Here is a 20,414-nt window from a genome sequence, read left to right as displayed (position 1 = left end):
GTGGATGTCCGCAAAACCCTCGTGATCGTTCCTGATCGTTCGGTTTTGCGGTCCAAACCTATTCACCGTTCGAGTTCGTAGGGCGGGTAATGAGTAACGCCGACGCCGACACTGACACTGAGACCGAAGCGTCGCTCCGCGAGCGCGTCGAGGCCTGGCTCACCCGCGAGATGCCGATTATCCAGATGCACGGCGGGACGAGCGCCGTTCGCGAGGCCGACCCCGAATCTGGCGAGGTCATCATCGAACTCGGCGGCGGCTGTCAGGGCTGTTCGGTCAGCGACGTGACGACGGGCAACATCAAAGCAGAGCTGATCCAGTGGCCCGACATCGACGAGGTGACGGTCCGAGTCCCCGACGCACGCGAGAGTCTCGGCGGCCCGGACCAGGCCGAGTCCATCATGGGCATCGATCGGACGGAAGGCGGCCGCGGCGACTGGGGCTCGTCGAACCCCGGAAAAGACCACCTCTGAGGCCGGACTTGTCGAACTCGTTCGCCGGCCACAGCGGCGTGTCTCACGTTGACAGGGTCGGTCAGTTTTGAGAATTCCTATATCCTTTTACGCTCGAGTTACGGAGTTAGTCACCATGACGACGTGTGGATGCCCGACCGCGGGAGGTGACGGTGATGGGTAACGAACCAGTTGTCGGTCCGAACGACGACCGTGACGCTGCAGCCGAGTCTGGGTCCGACGCGACAGCCGAGACAGCGGACGCCGACGCCGACGCTGGCGCCGATGTCGGATCGGAAACAGAAGCAGAAACCGGAACGGAAACAGAAACCGACGGCGGCGTTCGCCCCTACACCGTCCGCCTCGAACTCGTCGACGAACCCGGCGAGTTGCTCCGTGCGCTCTCCCCCATCTCGGACAACGGCGGCAACCTCCTGAGTATTCACCACGAACGCGGCAACATCACACCACGCGGGCACATCCCCGTCGAGGTCGATCTCGAGTGCCCACCGGAACGCTTCGACGACATCGTCGAGGGCCTGCGCGACGCCGGCGTCAACGTCATCCAGGCCGGCGCCGAGCGCTACGGCGAAGAGATCTCCATCGTCTTTGTCGGCCACCTCGTCGAAAACGACCTCTCGGAAACGCTCTCCCGAATCGAATCCGAGGCCGAGGCTGCCGTCATCGACCTCTCGCTCGCCGCTCCCGACGGCACCGACGCCACCTCGAGCGCCCGCCTCCGACTCGCCGTCGACTCCGGGCGAACCGACGCCGCACTCGAGTCCATTCGATCTATCGGGGCCGACAAGGACCTCACTATCGTCGAGCCATTGCTCGGAGGTGAGGCCTGATGGCGGCCAGCCAGCGACTCGCGATCCTCGGCGCGGGAGACGTCGGCCGCTCCGTTGCAGACCTTGCAAGTGAGTATGGTCACGAAGTCGTCGCCCTTGCGGATTCGACGACGGCGACTGTCGACCCCGACGGAATCGACGTGGCAGCCGCCCTCGACCGCAAACTCGGCGACGACGAGATCGGTGCTGACGATCCGGCAGCCGTCTTCGAAACCGACTACGACGTGCTCGTCGAGGCGACGCCGACGACGCTCGGCGACGCCGACCCCGGCTTCACGCACGCGAAACGAGCACTAGAGACCGACCACCACGTCGTTCTCGCGAACAAGGGCCCCGTCGCCGAGCGCTACGGAGAGCTTCGGGAACTCGAGGCCGACAGCGCAGGTTCGATTCGATTCGAGGCGACCGTCGGCGGCGCGATTCCCGTCCTTTCGACCATCGAAGATTCGACGCCACACGCCGTCACTGCCGTCCGCGGCGTTCTCAACGGTACCGCGAACTTCATCCTTACCCGGATGGCCGCCGAAGGACTCGACTACGAACACGTCCTCGCGGAGGCACAGGACCTCGGCGTGGCAGAGGCCGACCCGACGTTCGACGTCGACGGCACCGACGCCGCCCTGAAGTTCGTCATCCTCGCGAACGTACTCGCCGACGGCGGCTTCTCGCTCGACGACGCGACCGTCGAGGGCATCCAGAACATCCCCGGCAGCGCACTCGATCTCGCCGCCGAAGATGGCCGAACCATTCGGCTCATCGGCGAGGCCACCCGCGACGGCGTCCGCGTCGGCCCGCGCCTCGTCCCCGAGAACGGCGCGCTCGCCGTCACCGGCACGCGAAACATCGTCCAGATCAAGACTCGGAACGCTGGCTCGTTGCACTCGAGTGGGCGCGGTGCTGGCGGCCCGGAGACGGCGACGGCGGTGCTTTCTGACGTCGGTCGACTCCCGCCGCTGTAGCGATCCGCGTGGTCTGCAAGACGCATTTGTGTCGTGGTCCGAGTGACTTCCAGTCGACTTCCGAGCGGCTTGCGAGTGATGGCCGACAGATGACTAAACCGTGTGTATGAGACACAAACCGCAAGCAGGCGCCGGGTTCGACAGAATAGACTTTCGAAATGGTTTTAACCGCAACGAGACAAAGAGACCGATATAAGCGCCTCTGCGCGTGAGCTACAACAATGAGCGAACGACACCAGAACCTGGCCGTAATCGGTCACGTTGACCACGGGAAAAGTACGCTCGTGGGCCGACTCCTCTACGAGACGGGGAGCGTTCCCGAGCACGTCATCGAACAGCACCGCGAAGAAGCAGAAGAGAAGGGCAAGGGCGGCTTCGAGTTCGCCTACGTCATGGACAACCTCGCCGAGGAGCGAGAGCGTGGTGTCACCATCGACATCGCCCACCAGGAGTTCACAACCGACGAGTACGACTTCACCATCGTCGACTGTCCTGGCCACCGCGACTTCGTTAAGAACATGATCACGGGCGCATCCCAGGCGGACAACGCCGTCCTCGTCGTCGCTGCTGACGACGGTGTCGCGCCCCAGACCCAGGAGCACGTCTTCCTGGCTCGCACCCTCGGTATCGACGAGCTCATCATCGGCGTCAACAAGATGGACGTCGTCGACTACAAAGAGTCGACCTACGATGATGTCGTCGAGGAAGTCACGCAGCTCCTCAAGCAGGTCCAGTTCAACACGGACGACGCCTCGTTCATCCCAATCTCGGCGTTCGAAGGCGACAACATCGCAGACGCCTCCGACAACACGCCGTGGTACAGCGAGGAGACCCTCCTCGAGGCACTCAACGACCTGCCAGAGCCACAGCCACCAACGGACGCACCGCTCCGACTCCCAATTCAGGACGTCTACACCATCTCGGGTATTGGTACCGTCCCAGTCGGACGTATCGAGACCGGTGTCATGAACATCGGCGACGACGTCTCCTTCCAGCCAAGCGACGTTGGCGGCGAGGTCAAGACGATCGAGATGCACCACGAAGAGGTGCCAAAGGCAGAACCCGGTGACAACGTCGGATTCAACGTCCGCGGCATCGGCAAGGACGACATTCGCCGCGGTGACGTCTGTGGCCCGGCCGACGAGCCACCAAGCGTCGCCGAGACGTTCCAGGCTCAGGTCGTCGTCATGCAGCACCCGTCCGTGATCACGGCTGGCTACACGCCGGTCTTCCACGCACACACCTCGCAGGTCGCCTGTACGATCGAGTCCATCGACAAGAAGATGGACCCATCCAGCGGCGAGGTCGCCGAGGAGAACCCAGACTTCATCCAGTCGGGTGACGCTGCTGTGGTCACCATCCGCCCACAGAAGCCCCTCAGCATCGAGCCGTCCAGCGAGATCCCAGAACTCGGGAGCTTCGCCATCCGTGACATGGGTCAGACCATCGCGGCCGGCAAGGTCCTCGACGTCAACGAGAAATAAATGCAGCAGGCACGCGTTCGACTCGCGGGCACGAGTCCAGACGACTTAGACGACATCTGTGACGACGTCCGCGAGATTGCGAACAACACCGGCGTCAACCTCAGCGGTCCGATTCCGCTGCCGACCAAGACCCTCGAGGTGCCGACCCGGAAGTCGCCTGACGGCGAGGGCACCGCGACGTGGGAGCACTGGGAGATGCGCGTCCACAAGCGCCTGATCGATCTGGACGCCGACGAACGCGCACTCCGACAGCTCATGCGCATCCAGGTGCCAAACGACGTTTCGATCGAGATCGTCCTCGAAGACTAAGCCAGCGTCTCACTGACGCCTGCTCGTCTGCGAGTCGATCACCGACCGACTGTGACGAAATGGGATATCCCCATTGTCGTCGCGCTGCGTTTTCACTCACCTGTGTTCGGTTACTGATTTATTCTTGCGTAGCTGCTGTACTCGTCTCGGGTCATCACACAATACCCACTCTCCGCCAGAGCCAAGCGACCGAAACCGAACCAGACACAGTCACTCACAGGACGGCCTGACCAGGCGTGCAGACTTTTATCGCGTCCTCCCGAAGACACTGTATGGCGAACCGATCGCGGCTACGTCCTGGCGCACGCTCGCGTTCAGGATCGGCCTCTCGCTCACCCGATACCGGTGCAAGCGAAAGCGCAAGCGCCTCCGGGTCCGCCGCCAATGACGGTCAGTCGAATCCCATCTTCGAACTGCTCGCCATTTTCGGCCTGGTCTTTCTCATTCAGGCCATCACGGATCTCGTCGGCCTGATGACCGGGCTGTTCGTGCTCACCCTCCCGCTCGTCGAAAACCCCTGGACGATCGTGACCAGTGTCTACGCCCACGGCGGCCTCTGGCACCTTCTCTCGAACAGCCTCGCACTGGTCGTCTTCGGATGGCCAGTCGCCCGCGCAACGTCACGTGCACGCTTTCACACGTTCGTCCTCGTCACTGGTTCGATCGCCGGCATCTCACAGGTCCTTCTCAGCGACTTCGCGGCTGCTGCACCCATCGTCAGCGGTGACCCTGTCGGTGTCCTCGGCGCGAGTGGCGCGATCTTCGCGCTCCTTGGCTATCTCATCACCGGCAATCGACTCTCCGCCGGCTTCGCGTCGATCATCGACGTGCCACAGTGGCTGACACTTATCGTCTTCGTCGGCCTCGCAATTGTCGTCACCCTCACGACCGCCGCACCCGGCGTCGCCCTGATCGCACACTTCACCGGCTTCCTGCTCGGCCTCCTCGCCGGACGCACGCGGCTGTTGCAAGTCCAGAGGGACTCGAGTAGACGCCGGTCTGTGGGTTGATCGAAGCTGGATGGGGACAGCTGTCGGCTGTCGGCTGTCGGTTGTCGGTGGATCCGGACAGTGAGGCAGTGACTGACTGGAACGCTCCCCTCTCAAAACACAAGCTACAAATACAAACCCGAGTTAGAAACGTGCGAGGGCTCGTAGATCAGTGGTAGATCGCTTCCTTCGCAAGGAAGAGGCCTCGGGTTCAAATCCCGACGAGTCCATTGCGATTCTGTAACGTCTCGAATTGTTCCGATAGTCGCCGGTATAGCGACTGACGGGAAATTATGCAGTAGCGGTTTCTTCGTAGAAACCACCCCTCAGAACGGAGTGATTGCCAGCGCGGGATTCGCCCGTACGCAGTCACGCGATTTTAGCGAAGGAAACCGGGGGTGGTCGGCGTGACGGTCGCACCGTGGCCGTCGGTCGACCATTCGACCTGCGAACACTGCGGAGCCCATGTCACCGATCGGTTCCGCCGCGTCTTCGGTGACGATCGGGACCGCGCCCACCGCTGCGGAGAGTGTGATTCGTACGCTCGACTGAGCCGCGGCTCTGCCGCTGGTGTCGACGTGCCGGTGCCAGATCCGGAAACGTCCGCCGGCCGGCACGGAGGTGAGACCGATGCGTAAGCCGACGTTCGTGCCTGCGAGTCGGCTCTACGATGTCGAGAGTCGGACGCCCATAGCCCATCCAGCCCATCAAGCGACAGACGAGGAGGTTCGTCGGGCAGTCGAGAACCGAGAGATTCGGACCGACGGCGGGCGCTGTTCGAGCGGTACTGAACGGACATACGTAGTCTCGTGTGACGAGTGCGGTCTGTACGAATCCTACACGAACGAACGCATCGCCCGTGGTCGCAAACTAAGCCATTGGGAGGATCGACAGCACGTTGCTGAAGTAACGGAGGACGACGGTGGTTCGCGATGAGCCGTCTCGTCGAATCAGACGAGTGCGAACGATGCGGTGACCGGATCACTGGGCTTCGCCAACTTTGTTCGGATTGCACGCGCGACGTTCGCGACGCGCGGGAGGGTCCGCTGTGAGTTCCCGAGCATCGGCCCTCGAGAGTTCGAAGGCCAGCGGCGACGCGCTCGAGGCTGAGCTGGTGCAGACGATCGACTCCCTGGAGTACGTCGGTGATCGGGCCGCAACCTGGCACGATGCACGAACGACGACGCTCCTCGAGCCGGCCCATTCGCTGCCGTTCTACGGCGTGGTGTTGGTCGAACCGGAGACGCCGGTCGAGATCAAAGGCTGCCAAATAGAGACGAGCAACGGTGACCGCACGACTCGCGGGCGGTTCTACGTCAAACGCGACGCGCACGAGCAACTACTCGAGGCCGCTGGGATGTACCTGCTCGTCGTCTACATTCCACGGCCGGGGCTTCCCCAGGTCGCCCGCGCGATCGTGCCCGCGACGATCGTCGACGAGCTACTGGTCGGCCGGTGGTACGAGGTCGGCGGCTCACGCTCGGAATCCGAGGTCGCGAAACTCGCGTGGTCGCACGTCATCGATCCGGCGGGTGTCGATCCGTCGACGAGAGTCGGTGATCGACGATGAGTTCCGCCACCGATCTGGCGGTCAGGGATGGTCGCGCCGAGATTCAGGACGCTCTGGGTAACTGGGCACGGGCTGACCGGATTCGCGACTGTCGGCTCTGCCAGCAGCGCCTCTACACGATTGCTGACGGTCACTGTCACGGCTGTTTCGAGGACGGTGGTCAGCTGTGAGTTCCGACCTGGAGCACGGCGAGCGAGATCTCGTCGCTGAACTCGAGAGTCCAGCAACCGGTCAGGTTGGGATTCCCGTCGACGCGATCTGCGTGGGCTGTGGGCGGACCCGAGTTAAGCGTGCAGATCTCGAGGAGATCGGGCAGAGTCCGCAGACCAATCCCACGACGCTCGAGGCGGTGGAACTCACGTCGTTTAAACACGTCTGTCACCCGTGCGGTAGTGCGACGTGGTGGAATCCGGTAGCGGTGCTGACTGGATTGCTCGAGTCGGAACGGGGTGGGGAGGCGTGAGCCAGGTCGAGACGACGCCGCACGAGTGCGAAGGCCGCTGGAAGTGGCCCGACTGGGGTCGCGGTCCGTACGATGCCCTTTCGTCGGTGATGCTCGGCTCGCCGTTCGAAGGCTACCTCGAACTGGATACAGAGATCGACGGCGAACCGTGGCACGTCAAAGTGAGCTACAGCAAGTCCGGATTTGCGCCGCGGCTCTCGGACGGGATCAACGCCGAACGGCTCTACGAGTGGGATATCGTGGGCCGAGGGCGGGGTGAGAGCAAGGCATCGTACAACATCTCTCCGCGGTTCCCGGACATGCGCCACTGGGAAACCGGTGAACCGGTGAATCTTCCCTGGGAGAATCAGGTCGGCGAGGTCGACGGTGTGGACGTCGAGTACCACACGAGCAACATCGAACCAGAGCGCGGGCTTGAACTACTACCGGAGTTCTTCGCGGCGATCTTCGAGAAGGCCAACGAACGGATTCACTCGGAGTATTTCCGAGCACCGCCGCACGAAGCGAGTCGCATGTGGGCGTACGAGCGGTACGTGCGCATTCGCCGCGAATGGGCTGCAAAGCTCTCCTCGGCGGGTGTCCTGCAGAAGATTGCGCTCCACCTCTCCGACCTGGAGGGAGTCAAAGCCGAGCTCCACATCGACAATGAGGAAGTGGTCAATCACCAGAATCGGCTGATACTGAATCCAGCGTCAGCGAAGGAACTCTTCCCGGACCACACCTACGGCCGCAAGTTCGAGATCTACCAGCTGGCCGATCCGGACGCAGTCTCGAAAGATCACCCGTCGTATCACCCGAAGGTCGAGGTTCTGGTGAACAAGAAGATGAACGACGGTGAGGCATGGGCATGGGCCGATCGGCACGCGGTCACCGAGCAGATCGAAGAGACACTACTGAACGCGCTCCACTGGGAAGACATCCCGCTCGGGCCGGACGGAAACGGTGTCTACGTCGAAGACGATCACTTCGACGCGGTTGCTCGAGACGACCTGGTCGAACTCTACGACGATCCGACGCCGCGCCTCGAGGCGAAGAGCGAGCACCTGCTCATGACCACGCTGCAGGATCTGGGCGAGACGCCGCGGGAGGTGACCGAAGAGGTCGCGACCGACGGCGGGTCGACCGTCGACGAACTCGCCGACCAGCTCGGTAAGCACCCCGCGACGATCTACCGGGCGATCCAGGATCTGGATGATATTCTCGAGCTGGACCAGGGCGAGGTATCGTTCCGAGTCCGGAAGTACCGCGAGGAGTTACGCGCGCTCGTCGAGTCAGCGGAGTACGCGATCGAGAGTTTCGCCGACCGGATTCAGCATGTGATGGGCCTCGCCGATCACGTCGCCGAGTCGTCGCCGTTCCAGCAGTGGCTTGCGGAGAACGGTGCCGAGATAGAATACGACGAGGCTGGGAATCCGAAGAAGCTCCGTATCGATGCGATTCTCTCGCTGCTGAAGCGCGATAGCTTCGAGAACGCCCATGAGGTCGCACAGGAAGCGGTCGACGCCTGGCGGCACTCAGGGAACGACGTAGTGCAGTTCAGTAAGGTGTCGATGGTCTGGCGGACACCTGGCGGCGGACGAGACAGCCACCGCGTGGGTTCGATCGCCAGCTGGTAGAACGGCCCTCGTGAGTGGCAACACTCGTCTGGTACTTCTTTTCAGCAACTCAGATTGTATTCTATCGGTGACTGTCCAGTTTTGGTTGTAGTCCTCGGCTCGAGGCCGGGGTCGCCGGCCCGATCACACCGCAACGCCTGCGGGGTCGTTTCGCGCTTCGCGCGAAAACCCCCTTGGCGAGTGTCCCCAAGGGGACAGAGCCAAAAAATTACACCACCCCGCCCCCGCCTCCGCAGATCTCCAGTTGAAGCACATGAAACAGGGGTTGACAGACCGTAGAACTTTCACTCGTCACAACTATCTCAGAGTCATGTTCCGACTATTGATCGGCGTGGTGGCGGCAGCGCTATTTATCGGTCTATTGCTCATTGTAGTCTTCGTTGGGGGACCTGCCGAGTGGGTCGAATCTCTCGGTTTGTCCTGATTGACAACGAGACCTCTTCGTGATACCACTCTACCACCTCTCCTGGGGGTTGCACATCGACAGAATCAATTTCCGCAATATGAACACGAACGAGTAGCACACCGTGTTCATATTGAGCCCATCGCCGTTGAGATCGGGCCGGCCGGCATGCCGATCACGTCGGGGGCCGACCCCTTCTTTATAAACTGAGCCCGTTCGAGTGATCCGAAAAAACTAGGAATAGCGGGTTGTGTTCACGGCTATGTCTCACAACGAGACGCCCGGATCGGTTCGTATCCGGACTGACGACGGGAACGAATGGCGATTCGCATCTATCCAGAAAGCTGCCCGGTTCTACGACTGCAACCGGAGCAACGCAGTCGCATTCGCCTGCGAAGATGTCGACCAACTCGTCTCTGCAGCCAGGCGAGTCCTCGAGCGCGACGACCTCACCCGCGAGCAGCACCGGGAGATCGCCGAGACGCTTTCGACTCGAGCCGTCAGCTTCGATGTGGAGACCGAGGTCTCGGTGACGACGAAAGGTGAGATGTGACGATGACTGTTGACGATCTCCTTGAGGAGCACGGCCTCGAGTGCGCCGGCTGCGGCGACCGCTTCCCGCTGCTGTGGACACCCGTCGACAGCGACGAGTCGTACTGCGGCGAGTGCATCGACGACGACGGCTGCGTATCGGTCGACAGTTCCGAAACCGGAGGGAACACGGGCTAATGCCGCTCGTAGGACACTGCGAACGGTGCCGGGAAGAAAAGCCGATCCGTGCGCGGCTCGCCCGCGTCAAACTGATGAACGGTCCCGACGGCGAACGTCTCTGCCGAAAACATCACGTCGAAGCGTGGAACGAACGGATGTCCGTTTCCGGGGGCACCTCGGAAAGCCGTTAGAAAACGTCTGAGATAGCGATCTTCGCCTGTTTTGAATTGCGGTGAGAACCCCCGCCGTGCCAGCGCAGCGCCGGCAGACGAGAGGCAGGCATCGCTTTCGTTTTGAGAATCTGTGTTCCGGTTCCTCGGACTCTGTAGACGGCGAATCCGTACATTCCGCCCTGTTGCATTAGCTTGTGATGGTACTTCTTGTAGACCTTGAAATTGCCCGGCTGACCGTCTGAATGCCGGTATTTCGTCGCCTTGAACTCCCACGGCTCACCGTCTCGAAGGCCGTCGTACCACGAGGTATCCAGACGCTTTCCGTCGTCGCCGACTAGATCGACGCGGTACTCATCGGCCAAATGGTATTCACACGCTGTCCCGTGTGCGTTGGCTCGGTGACTCGGCATTATGTCAACCCGTTCACGCTTACGCGCCTCGCACGCGTCTTATATATCACCTCGCCGACGTGTCTCGACGAGCGCCCATGGCTCGCGCCGCTCCCGTCAGGGAGCGAGCGATGGGCCGTGGGCTTTGGGCTGCACTCTATACAGTAGGAGGGGGGTGGTGCAACTGCAACACCGCAACAGGTCGACGCCGTCATGCGATTATTTCAGCGACCTGTTGCACCATTTCGGCGTACTTGCCTTCCTCCGCATAGGCGTTGTACCGCCGGCTGCACGTAGAGGCGTCCCACTGCGTGAATTCGGCCAAATCACGGTATGCAACGGGGTCCGCACACTCCCGGTTTCGGACGATTGTGTACATGTCCACCGCTTCCACCGTATCGGGGTCAAGACCGGCGTTGTCGTCGTCTGCGCTGCCCCAACTCCATACTGCGGGGTCCTTGGTATCGTAACGCCAATCCGTCTGCGGGATGCCGTCGATGTCGAACATCTTGTCCTTGATTTCGCCGCTCTTGATGCGGTCCGCTACGGTCGCCTGTTTCGTGCTCGACTTCTTGATGATGTAGCCGACGCGCCAGAGCAGCGGGTGAATCGAACTCTCGTCATGGGCGATGTAGACGAGCAGTCCGTTGTACTTGCGGATTTTGAACACCAGTGGACCCATTTTCTTCCGCATTAGGTAGCCCGCCTTGCCGCCGCCGTCGCCGACGCTTGAGAACTCGTCGCCGATGTAGAGCTTTGGTTGCTGATCGTGGTCGAGGGGATCGCCGTCTTGCTTCACCCACTCGTCAAGTGAGTCGAAGCTGGGAACGAACCCGTCCCGCTCGTCGCCGTCGTCGTCCACCCACTCGTCTGTCTCTCGCAGCGTTGGGACGTTCGACGCGACCTTTTCTATTCCGAGCAGGTGTTTTGCACGTTGGGCGATTAAACACGCCAGATCCGTCTTACCAGTCCCCATATCGCCGATAATAACGATAACAGGCGCAGGGTCTTTGATAATCTCGTCTACCTTCTGGATTGCTTTCATCCCCGATATGTCCGCGCGTTGCTGTTGGTCGCCGGTTAGGTGCTTGAGAGTCGCCATATCACCGCTTTCGAGCGCTTTGCGCGCCGTCTCTGTCCCTTCGATGGACATGATCTCTTGCACCTCTCCTAGTCCGTCGTACTCTCCCGGCATCTTGTCGGGCTTGCTCGTCTCGCGCACGTCGTAGTGTTCGGACGTGATCGACAGGAACCGACTCACCATAGCGTCCCGCGTGATGCCCGTGTGCCGGTGCTCGTGCGGTTCGCGCACGCCGTGGCCCTCTTGATGCTCCCGATGCTGTGCCGCCGTGTACACCTCGTTGTCGTCCGTCATTCTTGTCCTCCGTCCGTCGCCGCTGCTTGTTCAGTGAACTCGTTCATCACGTCCTCGGCCGTCGGTTGCCCGTCGCCGTCGCCGCCCTCCTGGTCGCCGGGGAGATCGTCGGGTTCGAGCGTCGGCAGATCCTCGTCAGTGTGGCCCTTGGCGTCTTCCTCGAAGCTCTCGAACACGTCTTTTACCGCCGTCTGGTCCATCATCTTTCCACGCTCGCGCGCTTCAGACATTGCGTTCACGAGGTGTCGCTGAATGTCCGCGCCGAACTCGCTCACCGAGTCGCGGAGAATATTCAGCGCGATGTGGGATTCCGTCAGCTTGCCGTAAATCGACTCCATGTGTGATTTCGAGGTCATTAGCTTGGTGTCCTGCGTCTCCTCCAGCCAGACGCCTTTGACCGTCAGTTCGTCAATATCCTCCTGCCACTCAAATTCCTGCACACACCACGCAGAACCACCGTTCACGGGGTACGGATTCGGCCCGTTCACGTTCTTGTTTTCCCAAACCTCGGGGTCGACGTAATACTTCTCGACCACATCGAGATAGCCGTTTACGTGGTGGACTGGCACTCTAAACCGCCGTCGTAGCCAGCGCACGAACCACACGAAAAAGCCGAACAGTGCCGGCCCGAACAGCAGCAGAGACGCCATAATCCCGATTGCGACGGGTGGCACTCCCGGCAGAGACGGACGGAACACAACCAGCACAAACCCGATTATCAGCGTTACCGACATTAGAACGCCGAGAACTACAATCTGTGCCTCTGCCAGCAAGTACGTGAGTCGGTCCCTGAGTCTGTCGAATCTCATGCTTTCGTCACCCCGTTGTCTTCGCGCCACAGAACGAATCCAGCCGCTCCGAGTGCGAGACTCACTGTAATCCCGATGCCGCTAAACAGGCCGTTCGTACCGCCGAAGTAGTTGAACGGGTTTTCTCCTTGGTGCTCGTCCATCTCGGTTGAGAGCCTGACAGACTGACCGTCTATCGTCACTGTGACCGAGTTTCCGCCGTTGTACTCTGTCACGGGAGCGTTGACCGTCCCACCGCCGGGCCGCACGGTGTCAGTCTCGACGGGTATCTCGGTGGCTCCCTCCTGGTCGATCCCCGCGAGCGAGTCGGCGATCTCGACTGACGTGCGCCGGTCGGCCTGGACGTCGATCCAGACGTACCCATCCCGGAACTCGTAGTCTTCAATCACGGCCCCGCTGCTGAATTGAGCAATCGGGCCGCTCTCCTCCAGCTGGTCGCTCGTCTCGTTTGCTGTCGAGTTCGTCGTATCATCGGCAGCGGCTACGCCGCCCATAAGCCCACAGCCTACGCTCAACACTACCAGTACGAAAAATACAGAAATTCGATTCATGGTTAGTTGTTGAACGGGTTCAGTGCCGCGATCGCGCCGAGGCCGAGAGTGAGGCCAACCACGACGATTCCGATTGCTCCGTTGCTTCCGACGCCGTCGAACCAGTCGCCAGGGTCGAGGATCGGGCCGCTATCCTGTGCGTCCTCGTAGTCCTCGATCATCTCCTCGTGCCGCTCCTGCATCTCCTTCCACTCGTCCTCGGAAATATAGTTCTCGTCGTCGTGAGGCTCCGAGCGGGTAAAACTCGCCTCGTCGTGTTCCTCGCCGTCGGAGTCCCGGAAGGTGACGATCTCGAACTCCTGCCGGAGCTGGATCGTCTCGTACTGCGTCCCCTCCACCTCGCTGTAGAACTCCACCTTATCAATCTCGGTTATCGAGTCATCAAGCTGGTCGCTGATGTCAACCGTCCACTCTCCTGCGTCCTCGTCCTCGGTGAAGTCGTCGTGCTCCACCTCTGCCGTCTCGCCCGCCACAGTGTCGATGTAGTACACCGTCTCCTCGAACGGCTCCTCCGAGAACGTCACCGTCCCGCCGTCTACGCCGTCGTCGTACGCCGACCATTCGCCTTCACCTTGCGAAATATCGTACGTCAGGTAGTAAGTCGCGTCCTCATCCTCCGGGCCGTACGTTCCCGTTTCGAGCGTCCCGTCTTCCGTCGTGGCAATCGACCCGTATACCGTCGCGCCCACGTCCGGCAAATACACCTCTGCCTCGCGTTCGAGATCGACCGCGACGTTTAGAGCCATCAGGTCAGCAACCGCCTGATTAAAATCTTCATCGTCAGAAGTCATCTCCGACAGCTCGCGCGGCGTCAGCAGCTCCTCGGTGTCCAGGTCGCCGCTCTGAACGTCTCCGTACACGCCCTCGACCCACGTGATGATCCCGTCCCGAACCGAGTCGAACACGTCCTCCATCTCCTCCCATATCTCGTTCCAGTCGTAAAACCGGAAGTAGTGAACATCACCGGCATCGGTATTGATGCTAACCCACATATCAACGTCCTCATCAAGCCCCTGCTCGATCGGCGTCAGGTTCATTTCACTGCTTCCGCCACTAACATCCTCGATACCATTTAGGTCGATGGTCGACCCGTCCGGCAACTCGTGTTCCTCCTCAAATAGCCTCATCTCCTCCGCATCGAGGCTGTAATCCGGATCATCGGGGTATGCGTCCTCTATGTCATTAGTGTCGGACCGATGCATCGAGAAAATATCGACCACGTCCAGATCGTCGTGATCCTCTACGGCGTTGTAGAGTGTCTGTAACTCCTCTGCCGACTCGTTCCAGCCCTTCAGTAGGTTCTTTTTCACCGTCGCCGCGTACTCGTTCACCCCTTCGAGTCCGGCGTCCGCAACGTCACTCTCAGAATCCTGCTCATTGAGCGCCTCTATCGCCTCGATCTTACCGTCACCATACGCCGCGTGCTCGATCCCTTCAAGTATGTTTTTGTTGTCTACGAACGTCGATCCGTTCGTACTCTGCCGCGTCCTTGATGTCTCGTATACCCGATTTTCGAGCACCTCAGGCGTCAGGCCCTCCGGCGGGTCGTCGCTGCCGATCACCTCGTACTCGCGCAGCGCCCACCCTACTCCTGTTGCACCGTAAGCAATCCCCGCGCCAGCAGCCACCGCCGGCGGGATCGCCTCGGCCCGACCGACCGGGCTGTATTGCGGCGCGATCTGCGACCCGCCCGCAGCGAGCAGCGCCAGTCCGCCCGCCGTCGTGGCGCCGCGCTCCATGAACTCCCGCCGAGTCGATCCGTCGTCATCGTCGGTGGGCCGTGGGCTTTGGGCCGACATCAGAACCCACCCCCGAGGCCGATGAACACCAGCGACAGGAACAACACAGCGAACGGGAAGGCGACACCCACCGCGCGCATGAACCCGTGAATGCCCCGCTCGTCAGTTGCGAATCTGTGCGACTCAGAACCGTTAGCACCTGAAAATTTGAATCTCATTGAACTCACCCGATTAGCCGAGGTAGCTGATTAGGACGGTCGCCGCGATCACGTAGACGCTGAACATCACCTGAACAAGCTCGTGCCAGAGCACCAGCGCCTCGAACGGTGGCATCATCACGAACAGGATAGGCGACAGCAGCGCAGTGGCGAAGATCGCCATCTCCTCCTGTGAGTGATCGGTGTCACTGTTGAGCAAGTTCGTCCCGATGATCCAGAACGAACTGAACGTCACGATGATGAGCGCCGCCGAGATGTCCGCCCCACCGACGGTCCAGATTGGGGCCGTCATGTCGTAGCCACCGAACACGTCAATGGAGAACGACATAACCCCGAAAATCATCGGCGAGAAGTATCCTACAAGGACGATAGCGAACACGTCGACCAATTCCACTTCGTTTTTGCCGGGGTTGAAATTCCCGAACGTAAAGTCTTGAGTTGCCATTGTTGCAACGATCGAGCGTCAATCCGGCCTGTCTAATACCTCAGCTATTTGGATAGTCCTTAACTATAATAGGTAATGGGTTGCCCGCGGAATATGGCGATTCGAAAACTGCAGGAAGTAGGCGGCGGATCAACCGGTGTAACGCTCCCCAAGGATGATCTTCAACTCGAGGATCTCCTCGACGAAGACGGATCTCTCGCGGGAGAACATCACGCCCATGTCAGCTACGAAGGTGAGGGAACATGGACGCTAAAGTTGCTGGATATGTAGCTTACCAATCCAAAATTCACTCAACGAATTCGCTCGTCAGTTCTATGTTATCTGGAACACTACGTGAATAATCCTCATCTTCCATTGTTTGTTGAGTAGCTTCAAATTGAACCTCTCCCATTCCCGAATCGTCTTGTGCCTCAATTGAATCCTCTTTGTGAAACTCTGAGTACGTCGAAAACGATATTGCAGTATCCCACGCCTCATTAATCAGCTCTTCTGATTGACCGACAGCGGAATTCATTTCTTCTAACTCTCTGATCTGTGACCGAACCTCTGAAAATGTATCCGCAGCAGCGTCAAATCCCTGTTCTGCATCGCGGAAATATCGTTCTGATTCGAGGTATTCCTCGTCTTGGAACAGGTCTTCTCCACGTTCAAATTTCTCCATCGCGTTCTCAAAATCAGTTTGTCCGGTTCTGTAGGTATCAAGTGTTTCCTCGTATATATCCTCGCGTTCTGCATCATCACTTAATAAATCTGCGCATCCTGCAGTGATTGAGATAATACTGGTTGTTACCAAAGTAAGACTATTTCTCCTTGTTGGCATAGCCACAGCAAGACCCGTTGGAGATATCAAACTACCGTAATTTGACCGTCATTGATTTTCGAGGGCGTCGGCCTCGAGTTCACCGCTCAGATACGCGCGCCCGCGGTCGGTGATCTGGTAGTACCCTCGGTCTTCATCTACCTTCTCGAGAAGTCCATGATCAACCAGAATCGGAAGCCGACGTTTGACCGTTGGATGTGAGACTCCTTTGATATTGAATGATACCACCGCTGGTGGCATTGCTATCCCTGTTTCCTCGAAAAATTCGAGGATAGCAGGATCTGACTTAGTCATCCACGACACCAGCGGACGCATTGACTCGACCGTCTCGCTTTCTTATCATAACTACACGTGTCATGTCCCGTTATAATACTCTTGGGCACTACAAGTGATACTATACAGTATCAAGATTTAATACAGAGTCGTTACTTGTTGACGGTGACAGAGATCACTCGGAACTCGAGCCATCGAGGATTGTAGGAAAGGAAACCCGTGTAGGGGCACGGGTTCTGAGCGGTTCTCTGGTGACAAGAACCATGTTTACTGGCTACACGCGGGAGCAAAAAGGCCCCGATCGACCGCAGTACTTGAATCTCGGCCCACAGTCCACGGTCTGGTCAATCCGGGTCCGAACCACTATCGGAAACAGAATCGGAAAGTATCGGAAATCGATAAACGCGCGCGGGAGGCTTCAGAAGTCCCGAATTTCACGAGATCCGGATTTATCGGAAGAATCGGAAACGGCCCTGCAACGGCTAAGTATCAGCGGTCCTTTCGATCAGATCTACCGACGGACAGCGACCGTGCGCGCCCCCAGGAACCAACTAACGGCGCGCACGGTGAGTCCGCGGTCCCACAAGAATGAGACCATGACAAACCAAACGCGCAATCACGGTAAGCGTATCGCATTTTCTGAGCACAGCCGCACGGCCGGGGTGAACCGATGAGTGGTGGGCTGGAACCACTGGCCCCGTCCGAGGGCGTCGAGATGTTTCTCGAGCATCGAGAGCCGAGCATCCGCGAATCGTCGATGCAAAACGCCAGGCACCGACTGTCTGTGTTTCTCGACTGGTGCGAGGAGAAAGAGATCGACAACCTGAACGACCTCTCCGGTCGCGACCTGTCGCTGTTCGTCTCCTGGCGGCAGGGAGATGTCGCTGCGATCACGCTCCAGAAGCAGTTGAGCAGCGTGCGAATGGCCCTGCGTTGGTGGGCCGACATCGAAGCCGTCGAGAAGGGACTGGCAGAGAAACTGCACGCACCCGAACTGCCGGACGGAGCCGAGTCCCGCGAGGTCTTCCTCGAGGCCGACCGCGCGAAGCAGGCGCTTCGGTATTTCGACCGGCACCACTACGCCAGCCGAGACCACGCGCTTATCGCATTGATCTGGCGGACCGGGATGCGACGGGGTGCGGTGCGTGCACTCGATGTCGACGATCTCGACGAGGATGACCAGGCGATCCGAGTCGAACATCGGCCCGAGACAGAAACGCCGCTGAAGAACGGTGACGACGGGAGCCGCTGGGTCTACCTTGGGCCGCGCTGGTTCCGTATTCTCGCCGACTACGTCGACAACCCCGACCGAAACAACGTCGTCGACGAGCACGGTCGCCGGCCGCTGTTCACCACGCGACAGGACACCCGTCCTAGCGGGCATTCGATCTACAAGTGGGTCATTCGAGCGCTGCACCCGTGCACGTACGCGGAGTGCCCACACGACCGGACGCCCGCGGAATGCGAAGCCCGAAGCCGTAGCTCGGTCCCATCGAAATGCCCGTCCGCCCGATCGCCCCACGCGGTCCGACGCGGCGCGATCACGAACCACCTGAACGAGGAGACGGCACCCGAGACGGTCAGCGAGCGAATGGACGTCTCCCTCGAGGTGCTGTACGAACACTACGACGCGAGAACTGAACGCGAGAAGATGGCGGTCCGCCGTCAGGACATTCCAGAGTAACCCATGATTTGCAAAACCACCATGATCGACGGGGTTTCACCATCCCGACGAGTCCACTATTCTGCGGCGCGAACAAATTCGTGAGCGCCGCAAATCGTCGTCGATGGCGGATGTGAAGCCCTGGAAGTCGCAGCGTGAGCGAAGCGAACGACCGTCTTCCTTCGGGTTCAAATCTCGACGAGTCCACTGCGATTCTGTAACGTCTCGAATTGTTCCGATAGTCGCCGGTAGAGTGACTGGCGCAAAATTATGCAGTATCTACTTCTCCGTACAAACCACCCCTCAGAACGGAGTGATTGCCAGCGCGGGATTCCCGTCGACGCGATCTGCGTGGGCTGTGGGTGTGGGCGGACGCGAGTCAAGCGCGCCCCGCTCGCTGAAGTGAGTAAAGATCCGAGTAAGGTCCCGGCCGAACTCGAGGCAGAAGACCTCACGTCGCTCAAGCACGTCTGCCACCGCTGTGGGTCCGCGACGTGGTGGAACGCGGTGGCGGTCCTCTCGGGTCTCCTCGAGCAGCGACGGGAGATCGCCGAGACGCTATCGACGAGAGCAGTGAGCTTCGAGGTTGACACCGAGATCGTCGTTGACACTGAATAGGCCGCAGTTTGTTACCGGTGTTTGGAAGGCCAATACGCGCTTTGTTTGGATCACCAGCAGCCTTTTGCAACCAGCGGTGTAATCAGGGGGTATGAGCCTCACTACTGACGACTTCGCCGAGTTCATGGCCGGTAATCCGGAGGACAACGAAGAGGTTCCGCTGGGAGACGCCCTCAACGAGTTGGCCGTTGATGTCGAAGTGGACGCTGTCGAAGAAGTCCGTGACGTTCGTGAGCGGCTATGAAGCTCTTTCTGGATACAAACGTCATTGTGGCAGCTGTCACAAAGGACACCGAACGGTCCGATACTGCCGTCCGTGCACTCAACGAGTTCGATGGCGAACTCCGAGAGCACGGTGCAAAACAACCGCACGAACTCATCTAAGAGTTGACGGCACCGGTTAGAAAAGAGAGTCAATCGCGATTTTCGCCTGCTGGGTCCCGCGGTAATCGCCACCACCGTGCCACCGGAGCAGCGGGAGATCGCACGAACGGACCATCTTGTCCTGGAGTTATGTTACGTGTGGAAGTGCTAGTCGTCGGCGGGATGCCCTCGAGTGGTCGCGGACGGACGCCGACGATTTGCATCCGAAACGCGGTCGGCGAGGACCGCGGATTCAACGATCTTAATTAGGAATAGTTAAAGTCGAAATCTTCGCTGCCAACTTGTGTTCGAGTAGCGTCTTCCTCAAGCTCAGCAACTGCAGTTACCGTTCCATCGATAGCATTGTCAGTTTCTGCTGCTTCAAGATGAACATCAGCACCATCATCCTCATCACCAATTCGGACTGTATCACCCACACTGAGACCAGTCAATTCACTTTCACTACTATTGATTTCACCTGATTCCAGACCCTGGATATCAACATGATCTGCATTGCCGAGCGATGTCACTTCGACCTGAATATGTTGATCACTTTCGTCAACATCAATCGTTACGCCTGCTTGTGCTTCTTGGCCCACACTACCACCGAGATCTAAGACGAATGCTGCAATAACTGCTGCAAGAATGACAGTAATTGCAACCATTAGAATAACTCCTATAACAGGAGAAACAGCACGCTCGTCCTTGTTGCCGACTAGTTTCTTGGTAAACACCATTGTTTAGAAGTCCCAGTCCTCGCTGCTAACCTGTGTCTCTGTACCATCCGCGTCAATCACAGCAACGGCGGAGATCGTCCCTGCCGAATTCAGGTCATCCGGGCTACTTTCGGATAGGGTAACAGTGTCTCCAACAGTCATCCCGCTAATGTCTGAGTCGCCTTCAGACGTGTCACTCCCGAAGTCACTGGATTTGAGGTCGACATGATCTGCATTCCCTAGAGACATTACCTCTATTTGCACTTCGTTATTTTCTTCATCTACTTCAATTGTCACACCCGCCTGGGCTTCCTGACCAACGCTGTCACCAAGGTCCAGAACGAACGCAGCGATCACAGCCGCAAGAATGACTGTAATTGCAACCATTAGGATGACGCCAATAACGGGCGATACTGCACGCTCTTCTTCGTTGCCTAGTAGTTTGGCTCTGTATT

At 59.4% G+C, this 20,414-nt stretch carries 28 protein-coding genes, 1 tRNA gene and 1 pseudogene; 20 read left to right on the top strand and 10 right to left on the bottom strand.

Features of this window, described 5'->3' with window-relative positions; genetic code table 11:
- Positions 1 to 89: 89 nt before the first annotated feature.
- The 15 genes from BBD46_RS16245 to BBD46_RS22745 all read left to right on the top strand — a co-directional run bounded on the left by BBD46_RS16245 (position 90) and on the right by BBD46_RS22745 (position 9,825).
- Positions 90 to 473: a NifU family protein gene (locus BBD46_RS16245; protein ID WP_071402742.1), complete on the top strand. Its 384-nt coding sequence runs from the start codon at positions 90 to 92 to the stop codon at positions 471 to 473.
- A gap of 155 nt (positions 474 to 628) precedes the next feature.
- Positions 629 to 1,303: an amino acid-binding protein gene (locus BBD46_RS16240; protein WP_071402741.1), complete on the top strand. Its 675-nt coding sequence runs from the start codon at positions 629 to 631 to the stop codon at positions 1,301 to 1,303.
- On the top strand, positions 1,303 to 2,262 hold the full coding sequence (locus BBD46_RS16235; protein WP_071402740.1) for a homoserine dehydrogenase: 960 nt from the start codon (positions 1,303 to 1,305) through the stop codon (positions 2,260 to 2,262). The genes BBD46_RS16240 and BBD46_RS16235 overlap by 1 nt, the downstream gene beginning before the upstream one ends.
- A 221-nt stretch (positions 2,263 to 2,483) precedes the next feature.
- Positions 2,484 to 3,746, top strand: a complete 1,263-nt coding sequence (gene tuf, locus BBD46_RS16230; protein ID WP_071402739.1) for a translation elongation factor EF-1 subunit alpha — start codon at positions 2,484 to 2,486, stop codon at positions 3,744 to 3,746.
- A complete protein-coding gene (gene rpsJ, locus BBD46_RS16225; RefSeq protein ID WP_004215311.1) occupies positions 3,747 to 4,055 on the top strand; it encodes a 30S ribosomal protein S10 in 309 nt (102 codons plus the stop codon).
- A 272-nt stretch (positions 4,056 to 4,327) separates the two neighbouring features.
- On the top strand, positions 4,328 to 5,065 hold the full coding sequence (locus tag BBD46_RS16220) for a rhomboid family intramembrane serine protease (RefSeq protein ID WP_071402738.1): 738 nt from the start codon (positions 4,328 to 4,330) through the stop codon (positions 5,063 to 5,065).
- Positions 5,066 to 5,202: 137 nt separating this feature from the next.
- A tRNA-Ala gene (locus BBD46_RS16215) sits at positions 5,203 to 5,274 on the top strand.
- A 168-nt stretch (positions 5,275 to 5,442) separates the two neighbouring features.
- Positions 5,443 to 5,682 carry a DUF7563 family protein gene (locus BBD46_RS16210; RefSeq protein WP_071402737.1) on the top strand — a complete coding sequence of 80 codons (240 nt, stop codon included), beginning with the start codon at positions 5,443 to 5,445 and terminating at the stop codon, positions 5,680 to 5,682.
- Positions 5,675 to 5,980: a hypothetical protein gene (locus BBD46_RS16205; RefSeq protein ID WP_071402736.1), complete on the top strand. Its 306-nt coding sequence runs from the start codon at positions 5,675 to 5,677 to the stop codon at positions 5,978 to 5,980. The genes BBD46_RS16210 and BBD46_RS16205 overlap by 8 nt, the downstream gene beginning before the upstream one ends.
- Positions 5,981 to 6,092: 112 nt before the next feature.
- Entirely contained in the window at positions 6,093 to 6,614 is a 522-nt protein-coding gene (locus BBD46_RS16200; RefSeq protein WP_071402735.1) for a hypothetical protein, read from the top strand.
- On the top strand, positions 6,611 to 6,784 hold the full coding sequence (locus tag BBD46_RS22750; RefSeq protein WP_171908227.1) for a hypothetical protein: 174 nt from the start codon (positions 6,611 to 6,613) through the stop codon (positions 6,782 to 6,784). Before BBD46_RS16200 ends, BBD46_RS22750 begins: the two co-directional genes overlap by 4 nt.
- On the top strand, positions 6,781 to 7,077 hold the full coding sequence (locus BBD46_RS16195) for a hypothetical protein (protein ID WP_071402734.1): 297 nt from the start codon (positions 6,781 to 6,783) through the stop codon (positions 7,075 to 7,077). Before BBD46_RS22750 ends, BBD46_RS16195 begins: the two co-directional genes overlap by 4 nt.
- Positions 7,074 to 8,693: a DNA-binding protein gene (locus BBD46_RS16190; RefSeq protein ID WP_071402733.1), complete on the top strand. Its 1,620-nt coding sequence runs from the start codon at positions 7,074 to 7,076 to the stop codon at positions 8,691 to 8,693. Before BBD46_RS16195 ends, BBD46_RS16190 begins: the two co-directional genes overlap by 4 nt.
- Positions 8,694 to 9,358: 665 nt before the next feature.
- Complete coding sequence (locus tag BBD46_RS16185; protein WP_071402732.1) at positions 9,359 to 9,649, top strand: DUF7692 domain-containing protein; 291 nt, start codon at positions 9,359 to 9,361, stop codon at positions 9,647 to 9,649.
- Positions 9,650 to 9,651: 2 nt separating this feature from the next.
- Positions 9,652 to 9,825 carry a hypothetical protein gene (locus tag BBD46_RS22745; RefSeq protein WP_171908226.1) on the top strand — a complete coding sequence of 58 codons (174 nt, stop codon included), beginning with the start codon at positions 9,652 to 9,654 and terminating at the stop codon, positions 9,823 to 9,825.
- Positions 9,826 to 9,994: 169 nt separating this feature from the next.
- On the opposite strand, the gene BBD46_RS16180 is transcribed toward BBD46_RS22745, so the two are convergent.
- The 6 genes from BBD46_RS16180 to BBD46_RS16155 form a co-directional block, all read right to left on the bottom strand.
- The gene (locus BBD46_RS16180) at positions 9,995 to 10,342 is read right to left on the bottom strand and encodes a hypothetical protein (RefSeq protein WP_343124137.1); all 348 of its coding nucleotides are present in this window, start codon (positions 10,340 to 10,342) and stop codon (positions 9,995 to 9,997) included.
- Between the two features lie 238 nt (positions 10,343 to 10,580).
- Entirely contained in the window at positions 10,581 to 11,744 is a 1,164-nt protein-coding gene (locus BBD46_RS16175) for an ATP-binding protein (protein ID WP_071402730.1), read from the bottom strand.
- Positions 11,741 to 12,184 carry a hypothetical protein gene (locus tag BBD46_RS16170; RefSeq protein ID WP_139173648.1) on the bottom strand — a complete coding sequence of 148 codons (444 nt, stop codon included), beginning with the start codon at positions 12,182 to 12,184 and terminating at the stop codon, positions 11,741 to 11,743. The genes BBD46_RS16175 and BBD46_RS16170 overlap by 4 nt, the downstream gene beginning before the upstream one ends.
- Before the next feature lie 365 nt (positions 12,185 to 12,549).
- The gene (locus BBD46_RS16165; RefSeq protein WP_084777789.1) at positions 12,550 to 13,047 is read right to left on the bottom strand and encodes a hypothetical protein; all 498 of its coding nucleotides are present in this window, start codon (positions 13,045 to 13,047) and stop codon (positions 12,550 to 12,552) included.
- Positions 13,048 to 13,106: 59 nt separating this feature from the next.
- Positions 13,107 to 14,903, bottom strand: coding sequence for a hypothetical protein (locus BBD46_RS16160; RefSeq protein ID WP_071402727.1), 1,797 nt, complete (start codon positions 14,901 to 14,903; stop codon positions 13,107 to 13,109).
- 171 nt (positions 14,904 to 15,074) lie between these two features.
- The gene (locus BBD46_RS16155) at positions 15,075 to 15,506 is read right to left on the bottom strand and encodes a hypothetical protein (protein ID WP_071402726.1); all 432 of its coding nucleotides are present in this window, start codon (positions 15,504 to 15,506) and stop codon (positions 15,075 to 15,077) included.
- 93 nt (positions 15,507 to 15,599) lie between these two features.
- Between BBD46_RS16155 and BBD46_RS22740 the strand changes: the two genes are divergently transcribed.
- Positions 15,600 to 15,776, top strand: a complete 177-nt coding sequence (locus BBD46_RS22740) for a hypothetical protein (RefSeq protein ID WP_171908225.1) — start codon at positions 15,600 to 15,602, stop codon at positions 15,774 to 15,776.
- 16 nt (positions 15,777 to 15,792) lie between these two features.
- Here BBD46_RS22740 and BBD46_RS16150 read toward each other — a convergent pair whose 3' ends face one another.
- Both BBD46_RS16150 and BBD46_RS21760 read right to left on the bottom strand, forming a co-directional pair.
- Positions 15,793 to 16,326: a hypothetical protein gene (locus BBD46_RS16150; RefSeq protein ID WP_139173646.1), complete on the bottom strand. Its 534-nt coding sequence runs from the start codon at positions 16,324 to 16,326 to the stop codon at positions 15,793 to 15,795.
- A gap of 48 nt (positions 16,327 to 16,374) precedes the next feature.
- Positions 16,375 to 16,641 (bottom strand): phage repressor protein, encoded by a 267-nt coding sequence (locus tag BBD46_RS21760; RefSeq protein ID WP_084777787.1) that lies wholly within the window; start codon positions 16,639 to 16,641, stop codon positions 16,375 to 16,377.
- Between the two features lie 628 nt (positions 16,642 to 17,269).
- On the opposite strand from BBD46_RS21760, the gene BBD46_RS16145 reads away from it, so the two are divergent.
- From BBD46_RS16145 to BBD46_RS21755, 4 genes and pseudogenes are all read left to right on the top strand, one after another.
- Positions 17,270 to 18,283: a tyrosine-type recombinase/integrase gene (locus tag BBD46_RS16145; RefSeq protein WP_071402724.1), complete on the top strand. Its 1,014-nt coding sequence runs from the start codon at positions 17,270 to 17,272 to the stop codon at positions 18,281 to 18,283.
- 249 nt (positions 18,284 to 18,532) lie between these two features.
- Positions 18,533 to 18,880: a hypothetical protein gene (locus tag BBD46_RS16140; RefSeq protein WP_084777786.1), complete on the top strand. Its 348-nt coding sequence runs from the start codon at positions 18,533 to 18,535 to the stop codon at positions 18,878 to 18,880.
- A 91-nt stretch (positions 18,881 to 18,971) separates the two neighbouring features.
- Positions 18,972 to 19,124, top strand: coding sequence for a hypothetical protein (locus BBD46_RS22735; RefSeq protein WP_171908224.1), 153 nt, complete (start codon positions 18,972 to 18,974; stop codon positions 19,122 to 19,124).
- Positions 19,121 to 19,216: pseudogene (locus BBD46_RS21755) on the top strand (VapC toxin family PIN domain ribonuclease); the annotation flags it as partial. The gene BBD46_RS22735 and the pseudogene BBD46_RS21755, both read left to right, overlap by 4 nt.
- A 293-nt stretch (positions 19,217 to 19,509) precedes the next feature.
- On the opposite strand, the gene BBD46_RS21750 reads toward BBD46_RS21755, so the two are convergent.
- Positions 19,510 to 19,980, bottom strand: coding sequence for a type IV pilin (locus BBD46_RS21750; protein ID WP_084777785.1), 471 nt, complete (start codon positions 19,978 to 19,980; stop codon positions 19,510 to 19,512).
- Between the two features lie 3 nt (positions 19,981 to 19,983).
- The coding region (locus BBD46_RS16135; RefSeq protein WP_084777784.1) for a type IV pilin at positions 19,984 to 20,414 on the bottom strand (431 nt) is incomplete at its 5' end.

Origin of the sequence: Natrialba sp. SSL1 (genome assembly GCF_001861355.1) — an archaeon.
Lineage (GTDB): Archaea > Halobacteriota > Halobacteria > Halobacteriales > Natrialbaceae > Natrialba.
The sequence above is the reverse complement of the archived record's forward strand: the minus strand, read 5'-3'. Positions and strand labels throughout refer to the sequence as shown.